We start from the raw sequence: 18562 nt of genomic DNA on the forward strand, positions 1-18562 counted from the left end.
AACGAGCTAAGAATAAGTTGAGGCTGAATTAATGAAAAAATTCGCTATTATCGTTTTGGCTTTTGCTGTTATTTTAGGGTTAATTGGAGGCTTCATTTGGTATAAAGGATACTGTATGAGATGTTTACCCGAAGGAGAACTCCTAAATGAAAGTAAATCATTTAATGGTGAATATGCAGTTCAGACATACATATATTGGGGGTCTATGGCTACATCAGATCCTTCGATTAGAGGCGAACTAATCTGGGATAATGGCAAGAGAAGCAAAAATATCTATTGGAATCCGGGGGAATCTGAAGCACAAGTAAATTGGATAGACAATAATACAGTGGAAATCAATGGACATCAAATGAAGTTACCTAATCAGGTGTTTGACGGAAGGAGACACTAAAAAGAAAGAAAGCTCTATTTGCAAATAGAGCTTTCTTTCTTTTTTTTGCATTAGGGAACTACTTTTGTAGCATTCCATGGTTGCCCGTTGAGCACAACTCTTTTGTAAAGAACCCATATTGAAACCACCATTATCAACAATAGAGGCAAGCCCTGCAGTTGCATATAACGTGGTATCCGTAAAGTATGCTTTTCCTACAAAACCCTAGTGACCGTTTCCGAAGTCTTCACCAGGTAGGCTTGCAATAAAAGAAACCCGAAATTGCAGTGAATTTTGAGCGATTTATGAACCGGGAATAGACGGCCTCCCCGAAACCATACTAATACCAGCTTTATCCAAACCACATACGATGGAGGCTGGCCGTAATGGAGCAAAAAAGAATGAACTTGCTGATGTTCAGCGGCGATTACGACAAGGCGATGGCCGGGCTGATTTTGGCGAACAGCGCGTGGGATATCGGCGTGGAGGTGACGATGTTTTTTGCCTTCTGGGGCCTGTTTCTGGTGCGGGATCCGGAGAAAATGACGCTGGAGGACAAGACGTTGTACGAGAAGCTGATGACCTGGATGACGCCCAAAGGGCCGGACGAGCTGCCGCTCTCCAAAATGAATTACAGCGGGCTTGGCAAATGGATGCTGAACGAAATGATCGAAGACCAGGAAGCTCCCCGGCTGATCCACTTCCTCAAAGGAGCCCGCAAGAAAAACATCAAGTTCTACGGCTGCAAGCTGTCGGTGGAGATTATGGGCTTCAAGCCGGAGGAGTTCCTCCCGGAGCTGGAGATCATCGAGGCCCAAACGTACCTGCGCGACGCGCTGGAATCGGACATCCAGCTGTTTATTTGAAACCGAGGCGGTCTTAAGCAAGCCGCCCGTCCCCTTTGTGGACGTTTTTTGAACTCTCTCCCTTAACCCTGACCCCCCTAGGCGAATACACATAACCTAAAGCGTGATTACAGTTCCTTAACAGGGGGAGACTCGGCTTGCTGGAGACAGAAGAATTGGAATTCGAGGTTTACCGTGAAAATACGATCGGTTACCGCCACCGATACGTCACGCCGTATGGGACGCAAACGCTGCTGTATGCCGATTGGGCTGCCAGCGGCCGCCTGTATCGGCCGATCGAAATGAAGCTGACCCGGGAGCTGGGTCCGCTCGCGGGCAATCCCCACACCGCCGCCAGCTTGACCGGCACCGCCATGACCGCCGCTTACGAGGAGGCCAAACGGATCGTCAAGCACCACGTCCATGCCGGCCCGAATGACATCCTGTTGTTCGAGGGAACAGGGATGACGGGCGCGGTGAACAAGCTGCAGCGCCTGCTCGGATTGAAGACCCCCGCCGCTTGGCGGGCGGCCTACCGGGGCGGAATGGCCGGTCGAGAGCGGCCGGTTATTTTCATCACGCATATGGAGCATCACTCCAACCACATCTCCTGGGCGGAAACGATCGGCGAGGTCGTTTGCCTCCCGCCAGGGGCCGACGGCCGCGTCGATCCCGGCCGGCTGGACTTCCTGCTCCGCCGCTACCGGGACCGCCGTGTCAAAATCGGCGCGTTTACCGCCTGTTCCAATGTGACCGGCTTCGTTACGCCGGTTCGCCAACTTGCGCGGGTGATGCATCAGCATGGCGGCATTTGCGTGATTGATTTTTCCGCCAGCGCGCCGTACGCGCCGATCGACATGCACCCGCCGGGAGCGCCGGAGGAGCGGCTCGACGCCCTCCTCTTCTCCCCGCATAAGTTCCTGGGCGGCCCCGGCACGGGCGGGGTGCTGGTAATGGATGCGGGGCTAGGCGCAGGGGCGTCGCCGGACCGCCCGGGAGGCGGCACGGTGTCCTGGACCAGCCCCTGGGGCGAAGTCCAGTACCTGGCCGACGCCGAATCGCGGGAGGATGGCGGCACGCCGGGGGTGATGCAGGCGTCCCGTACCGCGTTATGCCTGCGGCTCAAGGAGCAGATGGGCGTCGGCCGCCTGCTGCGCCGGGAACGGGCGCTGACGGACCGGCTGCTGACGGAGCTTGAAGCCGTCCCGGGCCTGAACATCCTGGGCGGACATAGCCGCGAGCGTCTCGGGATCGTCTCGTTCACCTTGGAGCCGGTCCATTATAACCTGGCCGTAAAGCTGCTGAACGACCGCTTCGGCATCCAGGCACGCGGCGGTTGCTCCTGCGCGGGAACGTACGGCCATTATCTGCTTGGCATCGATCGGGCCGCCTCGCAGCGGATCGCCCGCCGGATCGCCGGCGGTGACTACGCCGCGAAGCCCGGTTGGGTGCGGATCTCCCTGCATCCGATGATGACGGCCGGCGAGGTCGCCTATATGGGATACGCGCTTCGTCAGGTGGCCGCCCATGGTCGAGATTGGGCCGGGGATTATACCTACGATCCGCGAACCAATGAGTGGAAACATCGGCGAGGAGAACCCCGGATCAACCTGGACGAATGGTTTCGCTTGCCAGGGGCTTCAACGTAACCCGGTCTTCCTCCGTTGTTCACCCATTTCCGCTATGGCACGCAGCTTCCGGGAAAAAGGTTACTTCCGACGAAGAGCTACCGAGACGGTTTAGCAGGGAGGACCGCCGCTTCCGGGTCGGAGCCGGCCGTATCCCGCTGGGGCTTGGCTTTTTGTCCGGCGCCGCGCGAGCCGCTTCGGTTCGCCAGATACACCCCGCCGAGGATGAACACCAGCCCGGCCAGCAAGCGCCAGCTCACCGGCTCGTTCAGCAGCGTGAATCCCCAAAGAATCGCGCTGGCCGGCACGAGATACGTCACGGTGGTGGCGAATTGCGGGGTTCCTTTTTGCACCATGAAATAGAACAAAATATAGGCTACCCCCGAGCCAAACACGCCTAGCCCGATCACCGCACCCAGCGTGGGAAGCGAAGCCAGCGGGGCCAGTGAGTCCCTTTCGACGGTCAGCGCCATAAGTCCGCTGCCGGCCATCGCGCTAATCAAGGTGCCGAAGGTCACCTGATACATGGATAACCCTCCGGATAACCGCTTAGACAGGTGCGTGCCGACGGCATAACAGAGCGTGGCCGCCAGCATGCAGGCGAATCCAAGCAAATCCACTGAGGCGAGCGAAGTCGGGCTGACGCCGACAAGCACGAGCAGACCAAGAAAGGCGATCCCCATCCCCGCCCACTGCATGCGGCTCGTAGCGACGCGGAAGAATACGACGCCGACCACCAGCGTCCAGAGCGGGGTCGTCGCGTTGAGCACCGACGCCAGGCTGCTTGTCAGCCGCGTCTCGCTGAAGCCGATCAACGCCCACGGAATCGCTGTGTTGATCAGCGCCATGATGACCATCGCCACCCAAGGGATCGAACGGAATCCAAACGGCTTGCGCAGGACGAGCATCACGCCCGTAATCGTCGCCAGACCGAAGGCGGAACGCAGGAACGCCACCGTCCAGGGCCCGAAGTCGGGCAGCAGGATTTTGATGAAGAAAAACGAACCGCCCCAAATCAAACTGAGCAAAATTAAGGCAAAATACAGCGAACGTCCCACTCTTATCCCTTCTTTCTAGGTACTAACCGGCATATTTAATAACGAAACCGGATCACTAATGATCTTGATTGTATCACGGGGATGCCTCGATCTTCATCGAAGTATGCCTGTTCATGACGAGGAGGTACGGATGAAAGTCGGAGAAGCTCGAAAGGCAGCCGCCAAGTGGGTCTCCCAACACGCCAGCCGGGAAGCCGGCTTCCTGGGAGCTTATTTCAGCGGTTCAACGGTAGGATTACCGGAGGAAGCGGAGCTGCCGGAGAGCTCCGACATCGACCTCATCATCGTAACCAGATTGGCGGAACCTCCGGCAAAACGGGGGAAATTCCGTTTTGAACAGGCGTTGCTCGAAGCGACCTCCCTCTCATGGAACCAACTGGCAACCGCTGAATCCGTATTATCGGATTACCATCTGGCCGGAAGCTTCCGGACGGATACGATCATCGCCGATCCGACGGGTCAGCTGCGCCGGCTGCAGGCCGAAGTGGCCCCCCGCTTTGCCGAACGGCCTTGGGTCCTGCGGCGCTGCAAGCATGCGCTGGACCGGATCGAACGCGGTCTGCGCAGTATCGGTCCCGATGCGCCGCGGCCAGATCAGGTCTTGGGATGGTTGTTCCCGACCGGGGTTACGACCCATGTCCTGCTGACTGCCGCCCTTCGCAATCCCACCGTACGGCTTCGCTACCTGGCGGCCCGCGAGGTGCTCGAGGCATATGGGCATAGCGATAAATATGCCGAACTGCTGCGGCTCCTTGGCTGCGCGCAGCTCACTACCCGGCAGGCGATGTCGCATCTGGAGGCGCTGGAGCGTACGTTTGATGCCGCTGCAGCACGAGCCGTCACGCCGTTCCCCTTCTCGAGCGACATCACTCCTGACGCGCGTCCGGTCGCCATCGACGGCAGCCGCGAGCTGATTCGGAACGGGTGCCACCAAGAGGCGGTCTTTTGGATTGCCGCCACGTTTGCGCGCTGCCACAAGGTTCTGGCGGCCGACGCCCCGGAGGCCGGGGAGCGGCTCGCCCCTGACTTTCATGCCTTGCTGACCGACCTTGGCGTCGGGACGACCGCGGCATTGTTGAACCGGGCCGACGAGGTGCTTCGTTATCTGCCACGCCTCATGTCGGCTGCGCAAGCCATCTTGGACGCCAACCCGGACGTGAAACCCGGGTCGGCTTGACCCGTCAGGCCCGCCGTATCGGCAAAAGCCCCCAATCACAAGGTACGGTGGAATGGGGGCTATACGATCTGGCGTTGCCTATGCGGTTAGTCGATGCGAAGCTCACCGTCGTAAGAGGTAATGATCTTGTACAGATCCGGACGGCGGTCGCGGAAAATGCCCCACTCGATGCGCTGGATCTCCATCTGGTCAAGGTCAAATTCCGCTACGAGCACGGTCTCTTCCGTACGGTCCGCTTCCGCGACCTTGTTGCCTTGCGGCCCGGCGATGAAGGACGAGCCGTAGAACGTGATGCTCGAATCTTCGTCGGTTTCCGTGCCGACGCGGTTCGAAGCGATGACCGGCACCAGGTTGGAAGCAGCATGCCCCAGCATGCACATCTGCCAGTGATCCTTGGAGTCGATCGAGCCGTCCTGCGGTTCGGAACCGATCGCCGTCGGATAGAACAGCAGCTCGGCGCCCATCAGCGCCATGCAGCGGGCCGCTTCCGGGTACCACTGGTCCCAGCAAACGCCAACGCCGATTTTGGCGTAACGCGTCTTCCACACTTTAAACCCGGTGTCGCCCGGATTAAAATAAAACTTCTCTTCATACCCCGGCCCGTCCGGGATATGGCTCTTGCGGTAACGGCCCAGCACTTCGCCGTCCGCATCGATGACCGCCAGCGAGTTGTAGCGGGCGTTGTTCTTTTTCTCGTAGAAGCTGATCGGCAGGACCACTTCCAATTCCTTCGCCACCTTGCGGAAATGCTGGATGGCCGCGTTCTCCTCAAGCTCGGTCGCGTAGACGTAGTAGTCGGACTTTTCTTTTTGGCAGAAATAAGGGGTTTCGAACAGCTCCTGCAGCAAAATAATCTGCGCTCCCTGCCGGGCTGCTTCCCGAACCAGCCGATCCGCCTTCGCGATGTTTTCTTCTTTATTGGACGAGCAGCTCATTTGCGTCGCCGCTACTTTTACGTTTCTCATGTCGTTGGTCGAACCCCCTTCATTATCGTTTATGGGCGTCTAGCCGCCATTTGCTGCGTCGTGCAGTGTACGTTGCCGCCTTCGCGGATGATGGCCATGCCGTCGACGGTGCGGATTTTGCGATCCGGGAACGCCTCGCTCAGCACTTGAACGGCCTGACGGTCGGTTTCCGCCGCAACACCGCCAAAGACCGGTAAAATGATGCCGCCGTTGACAAAATAAAAGTTCAAATAGCTGAGCGTCAACCGGCTGTCCTCGTAGAACGCCTGCGGCGGCTGCGGGATCGGAATGATCTCCAGCTTGCGGCCTTGGGCATCCGTCGCTTCGCTAAGGATCGCGATATTTTCCTGCGTAATGGCATAGTTCTCGTCGCTTGGATCGTCGCACACCTGCAGGATCACCTTGCCCGGCGCCGCGAAGCAAGCCACGTTGTCGACGTGTCCGTCCGTTTCGTCCCCGCTTAAGCCCCGTTTCAGCCAGATGATTTGGTCGACGTTCGTAAAGTTCTTGACCGCGGCCTCAATCTCTTCCCGGCTCATGTGCGGGTTGCGGTTCTTGTTCAGCAGGCACTCCTCGGTAGTCAGCAGCGTGCCTTCTCCGTCCGTATGGATGGAGCCGCCCTCCAGCACCAATGGCGCGTCAAAGCGTCTGACCTTCATGGCTTCGAGGATTTGCAGCGCCACCGCATCATCCAGATCCCACGGCGAATATTTCCCGCCCCAGGCGTTAAAGCCCCAGTTGACCCCGGCCAGATCGCCTTCTGGGTTGACCAGGAACGTGGGTCCATTGTCCCGCAGCCAGGCGTCGTTATGCTCGATCGGCAAAAAAGTAATGCGGCCCGTGTTCGGGTCCTGCTCGAAGCGGGCCTTCACTTTTGGCAAATCGTCCGGATTCACGACGACGGTGATCGGTTCAAACTCGGCAATCGCCGTTATGAATTCGGCATACCCGTCGCATACCTCGGCATACCGGTCAGGATAAACCATGGACTCCTGGACGGGCCAGGAGATGAAAGTACGCTCATGCGCCGCCCATTCGGCCGGCATTTTATAGTTTAAGTCTTTCGGATACATCGTTTCCCCCACACCCATAATTATTATCGTTTCAAGCTAAATCCGGAACCGCCTCTCTTGCTTTAGCGTGGATAAGAAGCGCTGCGGCAAGCGTTAGGCTCGCGGGCAACCCCGGATTTCTAGCGCGTTCACCCAATTTACCATGATATCATATAACAAATCTCCCTCGCCTACAATGGAAGTCTTGACCGGAAAATCGATGCCTGATTTTCGGCGGCACCGCTTGGTCGCAAACGATATAATAAGGACACAAAGATGAATGCCAAGGAGGGCCCGGCCTGAATGATTCCCGCCGAACGGAAAGAAGTGTACTATCAAGCTTTACTGGAAAAAAACACGGAGTACGAAGGGGTATTTTACGTCGGCGTCAAAACGACCGGCGTCTTCTGCCGCCCGACGTGCCCGGCGCGAAAGCTGAAATTCGAAAACTGCGAATTTTACGAGACGGCCAAGGAAGCGCTGCTCGCCTCGTACCGGCCATGTCAACGCTGCCGTCCTTTATCCCATCCGAACCGCGTGTCCGATTTGGTCCGCCAACTGGTGGAAGCGGTGGAAGCCAATCCCGAGAAGCGCTGGAGAGACGAAGACTTCCGGCAGCTGTCCGTCGATGCGTCCACGGCGCGCCGCCAATTCAAGAAACGCTTCGGCATGACCTTCGTGGAATACGCCCGCGCCCGGCGCATGGGTCTGGCGCTCGGGAACATCCGCTCCGGCCGGCCGGTCATCGACGCCCAGCTCTCCACGGGGTACGAGTCGAGCAGCGGATTCCGGGATGCCTTCTCCCGGATTATGGGGGCTGCACCGACCCGCCTGGAGGAGAGCCAGGTACTGCGGGCGACGTGGATCGACACGCCGCTGGGGCCGATGATCGCGATCGCCGATGAGGAAGCGTTGTACCTGCTCGAGTTCGTCGACCGCCGCGGTCTTGAGCGCGAGGTGGAACGGCTTCGCCTGCGGACGAAATCCGCGATCATCCCGGGAGTGACCGGTCCCATCCGCTCGATCGAGCGGGAGCTCGCCCTGTACTTCGACGGGCGGCTGACCGAGTTCGTCACCCCGCTGCGCCTGCTCGGCACGCCGTTTCAGCAGCAGGTATGGGCCCGACTGCGGCAAATCCCCCCAGGGGAGACGCGCTCGTATGCCGAGCTGGCCGCCGAGGTTGGCCGACCGACCGCTTTCCGTGCCGTCGCCCAGGCCAACGGAGCCAATCAGCTCGCCCTCGTCATCCCCTGCCACCGCGTCATCAACGCGAATGGCGATCTTGGGGGCTATGGCGGCGGATTGTCGCGCAAAAGCTGGCTGCTGAAGCACGAGAAACAAGAAGGAGGAGCCTACGATGCCTATTCGAACCAAGCAAATTGAACAAGCCCGCGCTCTGGCAGAACTGCATGTCCCTGGTGAACCGCTGGTGTTATTTAACGTATGGGATGCCGGAAGCGCCTTGGCGATGAAGGAAGCCGGAGCCGAGGCGATCGCGACGGGAAGCTGGTCCGTTGCCGCCGCCCATGGCTACGAGGACGGCGAACAGCTGCCGTTCGAGCTGGTGCTGGCCAATCTGGAGCGCATCGTCCGGGCGATCCCCGACCTCCCGGTAACGATCGATATCGAGAGCGGCTACGGGCCTAGTGCGGTTGAGGTTCGCAAACACGTTCGCCAAATCGTTGAAGCCGGAGCCGTCGGCATCAATATCGAAGATCAACAAATCGGCGGAGAAGGTCTGTACGCCGTGGAGGAGCAAAGCCGGAGGATTGCCGCGGCCCGCGAAGCCGCGGAGGACGCCGGCGTGCCTTTATTCCTCAACGCGCGCTGTGACGTGTTCTTTCATACCGATTCCGCCGAGCATGGGAATACGCAGATGGACGAGGCGATCCGGCGCGCCCATGCTTATGCCGAAGCCGGAGCCAACGGTTTGTTCGTGCCGGGCCTGAGCGACCTGCGATTGATCGAGGCTTTGTGCCAATCGTCCCCGCTTCCGGTCAACATCATGGTTGGCGGCGCGTCCTCGCCTTCGCAACGCGAGTTGGCGAAGGCAGGCGTGGCCCGCGTCAGTTACGGGCCCCATCCATACTTGCAGATGATGACCGCCTTGAAAGAAGCCGGGCGCAAGGCGCTGCAGAAGGACCACTAAAGCAGCATAGCGGCTCAGCCTTATTTGAGCCTCCCGGTCCCTTATCCCTTGCCGATCTCCGAACTTGGCATAGGGTAGTCTAAAAGGAGAGGGTCCCATGACTTCTCGCAAGGATCAATTAACGATCATCCTGAAAAAAGGTACCCAGCGGCTGATCGCCAAAACGCCCCTCCCAGGCGTGGACCGGATTGTCGTCGTCGTGAACCGCCAGTTCACGAATGCGCCCAACACGACGCAGATCGCCAGCGGCGCAGGCCATAGCAGCGCCGGCGGCAGCAACGCGGCGATCGATTCGCCGTACGTGCGGCAGCAGCAAAGCGTCGGCGCTGGCGGCAAGGCGATAAACAGGGACGGCAAAAGCGGCCCTGTTGGAGCATGGCGGCTGCGGGGCAGCCAGCCCACGGTGCGGGGCAAAGCCCGCCGCGGCAAGGAGGTCGTGATCGTGGTCAACGATCAGGTTGCCAAGCTGCCCCGCGGGCGGCAAGATGCGGCCGCCACGCAGGTGGCCAGCGGTGGCGGCCGCCATAGCACCGGCGGCACCAACTCCGCCATCGGCAGCCCCGGGACGCGGCAGCAGCACGCCGTCGGCGGCGGCAGCGGCAGTCTGGCCGCCAACCAGTACGGCCACAGCAAGAAAGCCGGCCGCAAGCGCGGGCGGTGAGCGCGGGATCGGCGGGGTAATGGCGATTGGCGGCGGAGCGGAGGACCTTGCGCGGTTGCGCCGAGCAGGTGCGTGCGGAGTTTGCGCGAGACAATTGCGCTGGGCGGGTGCCCGTAGCGGTTGACCTTGCGCGGTTGCGCCGAGCGGGTGCATGCGGAGTTTGCATGGGTTGCGGGGATGTTGCGCGGGGCGGATCCACCTGGAGTTTGCGCTAGACAGTTGCGCTTTGCGGATGCCTGGGATGCATCCTTAATGAAACTTCCCGGATACGGCTCGACCGTGGCAACTAATACTCGCTGAGCGGCAAGAAATGTTGTATTTTATACAACATTTCTCCCAGGTGAAAACGGAAAGGGGGCAAAATGTTGCAGTTTATGCAGCATTTTGCCCCCTTTTCGCCTGATTGCCGCTAAATTGTTGTACAAAATGCAACATTTAAGCCCTCAGGCCTTCAAATCGCCTGGAAATGTTGCACTTTTTACAACATTTCCCCCTGGCCAACTTGCCTAGTTACTCCTCCAAGACTTCAATCGCCCGCTCCAAACCGGTGGTGAGCTGCTCCAGCGCCATGCTCGGGGCGCCGGGATGCCGCTCCGCCTGTTCCGGCAGGTAAGGGACATGGATGAACCCGCCCCGGATCGGCTTGCCGCTGACAGCGAGGTGGTGCATCAGCCCGTAAAAAACATGGTTGCACACAAAGGTGCCTGCCGACAGCGAAAGCGACGCGGGGATTCCTTTCTCCTGCAGCCGTTCCGCCATGCGCTTGACCGGCAGCGTGGTCCAGTAAGCCGCCGGACCCTCCGGTACGACCGGAACGTCGACCGGCCGATATCCCGCATTGTCGGCGATGGCGGCATCGCTGAGGTTAACGGCAATCCGCTCGAACGAGATCCCCTTTCGTCCGCCGGCCTGCCCCAACGTGATTACTACCTCGGGTTCGGTTTCCTTGATGCAGGACAACAAGCGCTCGACAGATTGTCCGAACACCGTCGGAAGCTCCAACCCTACGACCTCAAAGGGGCCGACCCCACGCCCCTGCAGCCGGCGAACCGCTTCAACCGCCGGATTGATCGGTTCGCCGCCAAAGGGTTCGAAGCCGGTAAGCAACAATTTTCTCATCTGACGTTTCCCTCCCTCTTGAAAATCCTGGGTCACTTACGCTATACTGCTATACAAATCAAATCTCGGAATCATGCCTATGATGAGCATCCAACTCGGAGGCGTTTTCGTCAAGGGGAACTGCGCGCTTAACTCGCAAAAATCTCCCTCCTAAGCTAACCGGGTCCGCCCGTTACCGCGGAACTAAAGGGGATTGAACCGGACCTGCCGGTTTGATCAATTTGGGTGGCACCGCGAGTCGATAAGCGCTCCTCGTCCCAATCGGACGAAGGGCGCTTTTTGTATTCCCATACGTAAAGGAGCGGATCACCCATGTTAGACGTGAAATGGATTCGGGAGCATCAGGAGCAGGTTCAAACGGTAGCAGAGGAAAAAGGGATCGCTTTGTCGGTCTCGGAGCTATTGCGTTGGGACGACCAACGCCGGGCCTTGCTGCAAGAGACGGAACGGTTACGGCAGGAGCGCAACCGGCTGACGCCGCAGATCGAGGCGCAACTCCGGGAGCAAGGGCCGGAGGCCGCCGCCGCGTTGAAAGAAGAGGTCAAGCAGCTGAACCGGCGGCTGAACGGGCTGGAGAAAGAGCTGGAGGAAGCCGAACGCGAATATCGGCGGCTGATGCTGCTCGTCCCTAACCCGGTCTCGCCGGATACCCCCAAGGGCCGGTCGGATCTCGACAATGTCGAGGTCAAGCGGGCCGGCGAACCGGCGGCATTCGGCTTTATACCGCGGGATCACGTGGCGTTAGGCGAGCTTCATCGGATGATCGACATCCCCCGCGGGGTCAAAACAGCTGGTGCTCGCAACTACTACCTGAGCGGCACAGGGGTGTTGCTGCACCGGGCAGTGCAGCAACTGGCCGTGGATCTCCTCGCGGCCAAAGGATTCACCTTGCTGGAGGTCCCGTTAATGGTGCGCTCGGAGGCGCTCGTGAACACCGGGTTCTTCCCGCTGGGAGCGGATCAGACGTACCGGATGGCCGAGGATGACCGATGGCTGGTCGGCACCGCCGAGGTCCCGCTCGTGTCGTACTTCGACCGCGAGATCGTCGACGTCGCCCATCCGGTGAAGTTGGCCGCCGCTTCGTTATGTTTCCGCAGCGAGGTCGGCTCGGCGGGCCGGGACGTGCACGGCTTGTACCGCGTGCATCAGTTCTCGAAGGTCGAGCAGGTGGTGCTGTGCGAGAACAATCTGGAGCTGTCGGAGCGGCTGTTTCAGGAAATCACGCAAAACGCCGAGGAGTTGCTTCAGCTTCTGGAGCTCCCTTACCGGGTGATGGCGGTGTGTACCGGAGACATGTCGCAAAAAACGTATAAGCAATACGACATCGAAACGTGGATGCCGAGCCGCGGGGCTTACGGGGAGACTCATTCGTCGTCGCAGTTGCTGGACTTTCAGGCGCGTCGCTCGAATATCCGCTTCAAAGACCGGGACGGCAAGCCGCAATATTGCTACACGTTGAACAACACCATGGTCGCCTCGCCGCGTATCCTGATTCCATTACTGGAAAATCATCAGGAAGAAGACGGCAGCATCCGGATTCCGCGCGCACTGCGCAAGTATATGAACGGCTTGGAGCGCCTGACACCGCTGGATTCGCAGGGGTAGGAAACATTTTCCACACAACTTATCGGCCTTGGTTTCGTCCAACTATATAAATCCATCCAGAAAATAGGTGATTTATCATGACGAAACCATTCAACACAAGAACACGAAGATTCACCTGGCTGCTGGCGGCCTCCCTCGTGCTGTCCGCCCAGGCGGGAACGGCCGGTGCGGAGCCTGCGGGCGGCGCGGCTTCAGGGGCTTTGACGGCGGCGATTCCGGCCACCCAAACCTCCTCAGCCTCCGCCTCCACGGGCCGCATCGCGGTCGAACTCGACGGGCGGCCGCTGCAGACGGAGACGCCGCCGGTCCTGGTGAGCGGCAGCGTCCTGTTGCCGATCCGCGACGTATTTGAAGCGTTGGGCGCCAAGCTGGTCTGGGACGACGACAGCAAGACCGTCACGGCCACTCGAGGCCAAATGACACTGGTTTACCGGATCGGCGACCCAACGGCTCTGCTGAACGGCCAAACGTTCACGCTGCCGGTGCCTGGACAGATCATGGACGGTTATTCCCTGGTGCCCCTGCGGTTCGTAAGCGAAGCCCTGGGCTGCGACGTGGTTTGGGACGGCGAGCACCGCACGGTGCGGATCACCTCGGCGTTTACATACGAAACCACCGTTGCGTGGGGCGTTAACCTGCGCAGCGCGCCGGATACGGATAGCGAAACGGTCGGCGAGGAACTGCTTCCCGCCGGCAGCAAGCTGCATGTCGTTCGCGAGGCCAGCGCCCTTTGGCTGGAGGTGCGCACTGCGGACGGACGCTCCGGTTATGTATCGGCCAAGCCGAAGTACACCGACTATCGAAGCGACGCCCTCGCGGACAAGCAGGCGGACGAGCTGATCGCGTATGGCAAAACGTTCGAAGGCACGCCTTACGAATTCGGCGCGTCGCCGGACCAGACGAAAACGTTCGACTGCTCTTCTTTCGTGAAAAGAGTGTACGAAGATATTCTCTCGATCGAGCTTCCGCGCGTTTCCTATGACCAAGCCAAAGAAGGCACGGAGGTTGGTCTGGACGAGCTGCGCAAGGGGGATCTGCTATTCTTCGGCGCACGCGGGCTGGATATCGGCCACGTCGGGATCTACATCGGCGACAATCAAATTTTGCACACCTACTCCAAAGAGCAGGGAGTTCATGTCGAGGCGTTCGATGGCCAGTGGAAAAAGCGGTTCGTCACCGCGCGGCGGGTGTTTTGAGGTAGCGGCCGGAGTAAATGCGGAAATATCCAGAGGTTAAACCAGGATTCATTCAATTTTTTTCCTCTTTTTGCCGACATAGGAAGTAAAGACGTTCGCAAAGGAGGTGAATCCGTGCGGTTCTGCCGGCGGCATTCCCGTTAAGCCGGATAACGCGCACGGAGACGCGATGTGGAAATGGATGAAAGGCTCGAAACCAACCTCTGACCCTGCCCGCAACGAGAGCGAAACCCTTGGCCCGACCGACACGGTCCTGGCGGACGATCGCGCCCCGCAACCCAAGGTGATCGTCATCACCGGTACGAGCGGCTCCGGCCGAAAGAGCATCGCCAAGCAGCTAAGCGCTGAGCTGGACCTTCCTTATGTGCTGCCTTTCACGACCCGTGCCATGCGCAAGGGGGAACGAGACGGCGAGCACTACCGTTTTATCGCGGAAGCGGACTTTCAGGCGAAGGTCGGCAGACAGGAGTTCAGCGAAAGCGTCCGCCTGGAGCGCGGCAGCTACGGAATCGCAGAACGCGAGCTGAGCGAAGCCTTGGAGCAGCGTGGCGCGGCGATCGTCGTCGTGAATCATGACGGCTTGCAGGCACTGCGAAAACGGTTTGGGCCGCAGGCGATTCGGATTTTCCTCTACGTGACGAAGGAAGACATTCGGCTGCGCGAGGAACGGGAAGGGGCGCCTCCCGAGGTCATCGAAGAGTATTTGCGGAACTATTCCGAGCAGGTCGTTTACAAGAAAGATTCCGACTATTTGCTGCAAAACATCGATCCCGCCGCGACGCTGGCGAAGATAAAGGATTTTTTGCAGGACAAAATCTAAACGGAAACGGGTTGACCCGGTCATTGCGGCCAGGCAGCCCGTTTTTTTGTGCTTTGGGTGCTATAACGGTTGCAGTGCCAACGCTAACGCTGGTGAGCAATGCTGATGTGGCGAATTCCGCGCTAACGCTGATCAGAAACGCTAATGTGGCAAATTTGCCGCTCTAGAAATTCTAACGCTTCTGAGCAACACTATTTTGCAGAAATCAGCCGTTTTTCCCCGTAAAAATGAACAATAGGCGCCGTGATCCGCGTTAGAATCGCAAAATGTCTGTTTCGGCGGATATAAGCTTTGTGACAAGCGTTAGAGGCAAAGCGGCTAGGCGGCGGTGGCTGCTAAGCGGCAATGCCGTCGTACCTCGGTACGAAAGAAGGTTGACGGGAGGAAAATTTATTTATATAGTTATATACAAGACTATATAACCATATAACTAAAAATAAAGGGACACGGAGGTGATTTCCCGTTGAGTCCGTCTTTTGACGACAAGAAGCCGATTTTTCTGCAGATCAAAGAGCTGATCGAGGATCAGATCGTGAACGACCAGTTGAAGGAACATGAGCAAATCCCGTCAACGACGCAGCTGGTGCAGTTTTACAAAATCAATCACCTGACGATTGCCAAAGGCATCAATTTGCTGGTGGACGCCGGTATTTTGTACAAGAAGAGAGGGGTTGGCATGTTTGTGGCCGAGAAGGCAAAGGAAATGCTGCTCACGCAGCGCAAAGAACGGTTTCTCGATGAATATGTCCTTCCGATGATGCGGGAAGCCGCGAAGCTGGGCATTGCCGAGGGTGAAATGAATCTACTGATCACCAAAGCAAAGGAAGGGATCAAACATGAGCTTTGACATTACGCTAGAGCGGGTTAGTGTCCATTTTGGCGGCCACCCCGCACTAACCGATATTACCTTAGAGCTGGAAGCCGGAAAAATTTATGGTCTGCTGGGCAGAAACGGCGCGGGCAAAACCACTCTGCTCTCCCTGCTGGCTTCCTATATGGAGCCGACGGCAGGACAGGTGCGCATCGGCGGCCGGAATCCGTTCGAGCACGCCGAGACGATGGCTCAGGTCAGCTTCGTTTTTGAAACCGACTACAGTGAAGAAAGCGAAAAAGTGAGGGGCATGCTGCTGGTAGCTGAGCGATACCGCCCTCATTTTGACCGGGCATATGCCGAGGAGCTGGTACGATTGTTCGGCCTGCCGCAGGACGTGCCGATCAAGAAGCTCTCCAGCGGGATGCAGTCGGCGCTGAATGCCGCCATCGGGCTGGCGAGCCGAACGCCGGTGACGATCTTTGACGAGGTCTACCGCGGAATGGACGCGCCGACCCGGGAGATTTTTTACAAGCAATTGCTGGAGGATCAGGCGGGCCACCCGCGGACGATCATCCTGTCCACCCACCTCGTATCGGAGATGGACTATTTGTTCGAGGACGTGGTGATTTTGCACAAAGGACGAATGCTGCTTAAGGAGCCGATCGACCGTTTGCTGGACCGCGGTGCATCCATCACCGGAGCGGCCGCCGACGTCGACGAGTTTGTGCAGGGCATGAAGGTGCTGAACGTTCAACAGCTAGGCGGAACGAAAGCCGCCATGGTCTATGGGGAGATCGACGACGCTCGGCGCAGAGCCGCTGCGGGCAAAGGTCTCGACATCGGGCCGGTTCCGCTGCAGGATTTGTTTATCCACTTAACCGGGGAGGAGGATTCCCATGAAGTCCAATCCGAGCAGTAAAGCCCAGCCCATTCATCATGCAGGACGTGCGCTTCGGGTCGCCGCGGATATGTCCTGGCTCCAGTTGACTTGGTCCGCCTGGTTTATCAGCTTCGTCATCTTGGCGTATGCGTTAATCGAAATCAATGCGCAAAATTTCATAACGTTTGCTTTTCAACCGTCCAAGGTGTTTATGCTCGTCATCGGGATCATCTCGGTATCCGGCTTCCTGAGTTTTTACGCTAGATTTGGGGTACGCGAAAAGCTTATTTCTACGGTTCCTCTCTGGCCGCTGCGACGGTGGCTTTGGTATTGATGGGGGGTGTAGGGGTGCTCGGCAGCTTGCAGCATTGGCTGATTCCCGCGCCGGAGAAGGTTTCCTTCCTGGGGGAGGACGCCTCCTGGCTGCTGACCGTGATCGTCTACGTTTTGAACGCCCTGGTATATTATTTAGCGGGTTATGTGATCGGTGCCGGCTTTTACCGGTTCGGCAAGCTTGGAGGCATGCTGTATATCGTTCTGGCCCTGGCTGTTCTGTTTGCGTCCGAGTCCATGTGGGATTTGGAACTCAAGGATCTCCTTAACCGCGTCGTCTATATTGGCCATTTGCCGGTTTGGGGATCCTTGCTGGGAACGTTGCTTCTAGCAGCTCTTACGCTCGGAATCATATGGGCCACGATGAAACGGGTCCGCATAAAAATAAAGTAACCGGGCCTGGTTCTTTGTCCCTTTCGCCGCCGCTGGGGATTCGTATAATGGGTACGAAATCACGATGCCCGAGGTGATCCCTGTCCAATGAAATATAGTGTCATCATCCCCAGCTATAATAAGGCGCTGCCTTTGATGCTGACGTTAACGGCGTTCGAAACCCAGACCTATCCGCATGACCAATTCGAGGTGGTGGTCGTCAACGACGGATCCACCGACGATACCATGGAGCGCCTAAGCCGGTACCGGCCCCCTTACCGGCTTATTCCCGTCTCCTTGGACGAAACCGCCGGCAGGTCGGCGGCCCGGAACCGCGGGGTGGAGGCGGCTTCCGGCGACATTTTGATCTTCTGTGACCCGGATTACCTGGTTACGCCCGATTTCGTGAAGACGCATGACCTGTATCACCGGCAGCATCGAAACGCCGTCATCTCCGGGGTTCCGATCCTGTTCATCAAAGCCTATCCCCACCTCTACCCGGATTTCTCGGCGGAGGAGAAGGTTGCCGCCGCTGAAGTGCTGCAGGCCTCCGGGCTGTGGAGCAACGACTATTGGCATGCGCCGAACCTGATCGAAATCGTGACTCGGGAGGATCTTCTCGGCCAAACCGGCCAATTGGAAAAAGTCGTCGCTCCCTGGGAGCCGGTTCAGGAGCATTATCGCGAATTCCCCACCACCGACGTCGCGCCATGGCTGATGGCGGTCACGCGCAACCTCTCCCTGTCCAAACGGCTGTTTGAAGAAGCCGGCGGCTTTAATGAGGACTTCCTAAAGCACGGTCTCGAAGATTGGGAATTGGGTTACCGGCTACACCTTCGCGGTTGTCCGTTCATCAGCATCGCGGAAGTGGTCGGCTATCACCAAGAGCACCCGTCCTTCCATCGCAGCGAGGATTCCCAAGGGGAGAACCTGCGGATCATGTACCAGAACCATGGCTACTCCGATCCGGAAATCAGCTTGTTTGCCATCTTGCCTCCTTCCGAGGGGATGGAAGCGTATAAAAATACGCTGCGGATCCTGAAATCGTGGCGCTGCAGCAAGAACGCCTCGGACCGGGCTGCCGGCCGTCAGGTCCGGCGGACTTTAGCTCATGGGGCCCGGCTCTTTCATCTTCAGCCGGAGGCACCCGACTATGAGGCTTTGAAGAATGGACTGAAGCCCGCGCTAATGGCGGCCACCCAGATCTATACCCAGCCGGAAGCTCCGCAGAAACAGGAGCAAATCAAGGCGATCTTGACCCAGGCCTGCCAAAGTCTGTGGCCGGACTCGGCGAAACCGTCTCCGACCCGGCGGCGGCGTAAGCGTTCGGTGCGCAAAGGGGCGCTTCGCAAAAGAGGGGCACGCTCTCAAACGCGCAGGGCCGCCGGAAAAGCTGCTTCCCGCACCCGCGGAAAGGCCAGCCGGCGGAGCCTTCGCCTGTTTCGGGCAGGCACGTTGCGCAAACGGAAACGTCTTCGGCACTAACGGTGAAACGGCAAAAAACCATCTCTTCTAAGG

Annotated in this window: 19 protein-coding genes; 15 read left to right on the plus strand and 4 right to left on the minus strand. The window is 58.5% G+C overall.

Annotated elements, in window-relative coordinates; translation table 11 throughout:
- Window positions 1-31: 31 nt before the first annotated feature.
- From MJ257_RS15130 to MJ257_RS15140, 3 genes are all read left to right on the plus strand, one after another.
- A complete protein-coding gene (locus MJ257_RS15130; protein WP_240270019.1) occupies window positions 32-391 on the plus strand; it encodes a DUF5412 family protein in 360 nt (119 codons plus the stop codon).
- A gap of 365 nt (window positions 392-756) precedes the next feature.
- Complete coding sequence (locus MJ257_RS15135) at window positions 757-1236, plus strand: DsrE/DsrF/DrsH-like family protein (protein WP_240270020.1); 480 nt, start codon at window positions 757-759, stop codon at window positions 1234-1236.
- A 137-nt stretch (window positions 1237-1373) separates the two neighbouring features.
- Window positions 1374-2864, plus strand: coding sequence for an aminotransferase class V-fold PLP-dependent enzyme (locus MJ257_RS15140; RefSeq protein ID WP_240270021.1), 1491 nt, complete (start codon window positions 1374-1376; stop codon window positions 2862-2864).
- A 77-nt stretch (window positions 2865-2941) separates the two neighbouring features.
- Here MJ257_RS15140 and MJ257_RS15145 read toward each other — a convergent pair whose 3' ends face one another.
- Window positions 2942-3901: a DMT family transporter gene (locus tag MJ257_RS15145; protein ID WP_240270022.1), complete on the minus strand. Its 960-nt coding sequence runs from the start codon at window positions 3899-3901 to the stop codon at window positions 2942-2944.
- 130 nt (window positions 3902-4031) lie between these two features.
- Here MJ257_RS15145 and MJ257_RS15150 point away from each other — a divergent pair, with 130 nt between their 5' ends.
- Window positions 4032-5078: a hypothetical protein gene (locus MJ257_RS15150; protein WP_240270023.1), complete on the plus strand. Its 1047-nt coding sequence runs from the start codon at window positions 4032-4034 to the stop codon at window positions 5076-5078.
- Window positions 5079-5164: 86 nt separating this feature from the next.
- On the opposite strand, the gene aguB is transcribed toward MJ257_RS15150, so the two are convergent.
- The gene (gene aguB / locus MJ257_RS15155; RefSeq protein ID WP_240270024.1) at window positions 5165-6043 is read right to left on the minus strand and encodes an N-carbamoylputrescine amidase; all 879 of its coding nucleotides are present in this window, start codon (window positions 6041-6043) and stop codon (window positions 5165-5167) included.
- 29 nt (window positions 6044-6072) lie between these two features.
- Entirely contained in the window at window positions 6073-7116 is a 1044-nt protein-coding gene (locus MJ257_RS15160; protein WP_240270041.1) for an agmatine deiminase family protein, read from the minus strand.
- Window positions 7117-7398: 282 nt separating this feature from the next.
- Between MJ257_RS15160 and MJ257_RS15165 the strand changes: the two genes are divergently transcribed.
- From MJ257_RS15165 to MJ257_RS15175, 3 genes are all read left to right on the plus strand, one after another.
- The gene (locus MJ257_RS15165) at window positions 7399-8478 is read left to right on the plus strand and encodes a bifunctional transcriptional activator/DNA repair enzyme AdaA (protein ID WP_240270025.1); all 1080 of its coding nucleotides are present in this window, start codon (window positions 7399-7401) and stop codon (window positions 8476-8478) included.
- Window positions 8453-9244, plus strand: coding sequence for an isocitrate lyase/PEP mutase family protein (locus tag MJ257_RS15170; protein ID WP_240270026.1), 792 nt, complete (start codon window positions 8453-8455; stop codon window positions 9242-9244). The genes MJ257_RS15165 and MJ257_RS15170 overlap by 26 nt, the downstream gene beginning before the upstream one ends.
- Window positions 9245-9341: 97 nt before the next feature.
- Window positions 9342-9905: a hypothetical protein gene (locus MJ257_RS15175; protein ID WP_240270027.1), complete on the plus strand. Its 564-nt coding sequence runs from the start codon at window positions 9342-9344 to the stop codon at window positions 9903-9905.
- Between the two features lie 510 nt (window positions 9906-10415).
- On the opposite strand, the gene pcp is transcribed toward MJ257_RS15175, so the two are convergent.
- Entirely contained in the window at window positions 10416-11024 is a 609-nt protein-coding gene (gene pcp / locus MJ257_RS15180) for a pyroglutamyl-peptidase I (RefSeq protein WP_240270028.1), read from the minus strand.
- Window positions 11025-11336: 312 nt separating this feature from the next.
- Between pcp and serS the strand changes: the two genes are divergently transcribed.
- From serS to MJ257_RS15220, 8 genes are all read left to right on the plus strand, one after another.
- Entirely contained in the window at window positions 11337-12629 is a 1293-nt protein-coding gene (gene serS, locus MJ257_RS15185; protein ID WP_240270029.1) for a serine--tRNA ligase, read from the plus strand.
- Between the two features lie 77 nt (window positions 12630-12706).
- Entirely contained in the window at window positions 12707-13825 is a 1119-nt protein-coding gene (locus tag MJ257_RS15190) for a C40 family peptidase (protein ID WP_240270030.1), read from the plus strand.
- A gap of 106 nt (window positions 13826-13931) precedes the next feature.
- Window positions 13932-14645 (plus strand): guanylate kinase, encoded by a 714-nt coding sequence (locus MJ257_RS15195; protein ID WP_240270031.1) that lies wholly within the window; start codon window positions 13932-13934, stop codon window positions 14643-14645.
- Between the two features lie 463 nt (window positions 14646-15108).
- Window positions 15109-15492: a GntR family transcriptional regulator gene (locus MJ257_RS15200; RefSeq protein ID WP_240270032.1), complete on the plus strand. Its 384-nt coding sequence runs from the start codon at window positions 15109-15111 to the stop codon at window positions 15490-15492.
- Window positions 15482-16378: an ABC transporter ATP-binding protein gene (locus MJ257_RS15205; RefSeq protein ID WP_240270033.1), complete on the plus strand. Its 897-nt coding sequence runs from the start codon at window positions 15482-15484 to the stop codon at window positions 16376-16378. The genes MJ257_RS15200 and MJ257_RS15205 overlap by 11 nt, the downstream gene beginning before the upstream one ends.
- Complete coding sequence (locus MJ257_RS15210) at window positions 16356-16673, plus strand: hypothetical protein (RefSeq protein WP_240270034.1); 318 nt, start codon at window positions 16356-16358, stop codon at window positions 16671-16673. Before MJ257_RS15205 ends, MJ257_RS15210 begins: the two co-directional genes overlap by 23 nt.
- Window positions 16673-17065, plus strand: coding sequence for a hypothetical protein (locus MJ257_RS15215; protein ID WP_240270035.1), 393 nt, complete (start codon window positions 16673-16675; stop codon window positions 17063-17065). Before MJ257_RS15210 ends, MJ257_RS15215 begins: the two co-directional genes overlap by 1 nt.
- Before the next feature lie 87 nt (window positions 17066-17152).
- Entirely contained in the window at window positions 17153-18529 is a 1377-nt protein-coding gene (locus tag MJ257_RS15220) for a glycosyltransferase family 2 protein (protein WP_240270036.1), read from the plus strand.
- Window positions 18530-18562 lie beyond the last annotated feature (33 nt).

The sequence above is a fragment of the Paenibacillus timonensis genome, assembly GCF_022427145.1.
In the GTDB taxonomy this organism is placed as follows: Bacteria; Bacillota; Bacilli; order Paenibacillales; family Paenibacillaceae; genus Fontibacillus; species Fontibacillus timonensis.

Coding starts and splice junctions, on each gene's coding strand:
- MJ257_RS15130 (WP_240270019.1), top strand. CDS start 32: ATGAAAAAATTCGCTATTATCGTTTTGGCTTTTGCTGTTATTTTAGGG.
- MJ257_RS15135 (WP_240270020.1), top strand. CDS start 757: ATGGAGCAAAAAAGAATGAACTTGCTGATGTTCAGCGGCGATTACGAC.
- MJ257_RS15150 (WP_240270023.1), top strand. CDS start 4,032: ATGAAAGTCGGAGAAGCTCGAAAGGCAGCCGCCAAGTGGGTCTCCCAA.
- aguB (WP_240270024.1), bottom strand. CDS start 6,043: ATGAGAAACGTAAAAGTAGCGGCGACGCAAATGAGCTGCTCGTCCAAT.
- MJ257_RS15160 (WP_240270041.1), bottom strand. CDS start 7,116: ATGTATCCGAAAGACTTAAACTATAAAATGCCGGCCGAATGGGCGGCG.
- MJ257_RS15165 (WP_240270025.1), top strand. CDS start 7,399: ATGATTCCCGCCGAACGGAAAGAAGTGTACTATCAAGCTTTACTGGAA.
- MJ257_RS15170 (WP_240270026.1), top strand. CDS start 8,453: ATGCCTATTCGAACCAAGCAAATTGAACAAGCCCGCGCTCTGGCAGAA.
- MJ257_RS15175 (WP_240270027.1), top strand. CDS start 9,342: ATGACTTCTCGCAAGGATCAATTAACGATCATCCTGAAAAAAGGTACC.
- pcp (WP_240270028.1), bottom strand. CDS start 11,024: ATGAGAAAATTGTTGCTTACCGGCTTCGAACCCTTTGGCGGCGAACCG.
- serS (WP_240270029.1), top strand. CDS start 11,337: ATGTTAGACGTGAAATGGATTCGGGAGCATCAGGAGCAGGTTCAAACG.
- MJ257_RS15190 (WP_240270030.1), top strand. CDS start 12,707: ATGACGAAACCATTCAACACAAGAACACGAAGATTCACCTGGCTGCTG.
- MJ257_RS15205 (WP_240270033.1), top strand. CDS start 15,482: ATGAGCTTTGACATTACGCTAGAGCGGGTTAGTGTCCATTTTGGCGGC.
- MJ257_RS15210 (WP_240270034.1), top strand. CDS start 16,356: ATGAAGTCCAATCCGAGCAGTAAAGCCCAGCCCATTCATCATGCAGGA.
- MJ257_RS15215 (WP_240270035.1), top strand. CDS start 16,673: ATGGGGGGTGTAGGGGTGCTCGGCAGCTTGCAGCATTGGCTGATTCCC.
- MJ257_RS15220 (WP_240270036.1), top strand. CDS start 17,153: ATGAAATATAGTGTCATCATCCCCAGCTATAATAAGGCGCTGCCTTTG.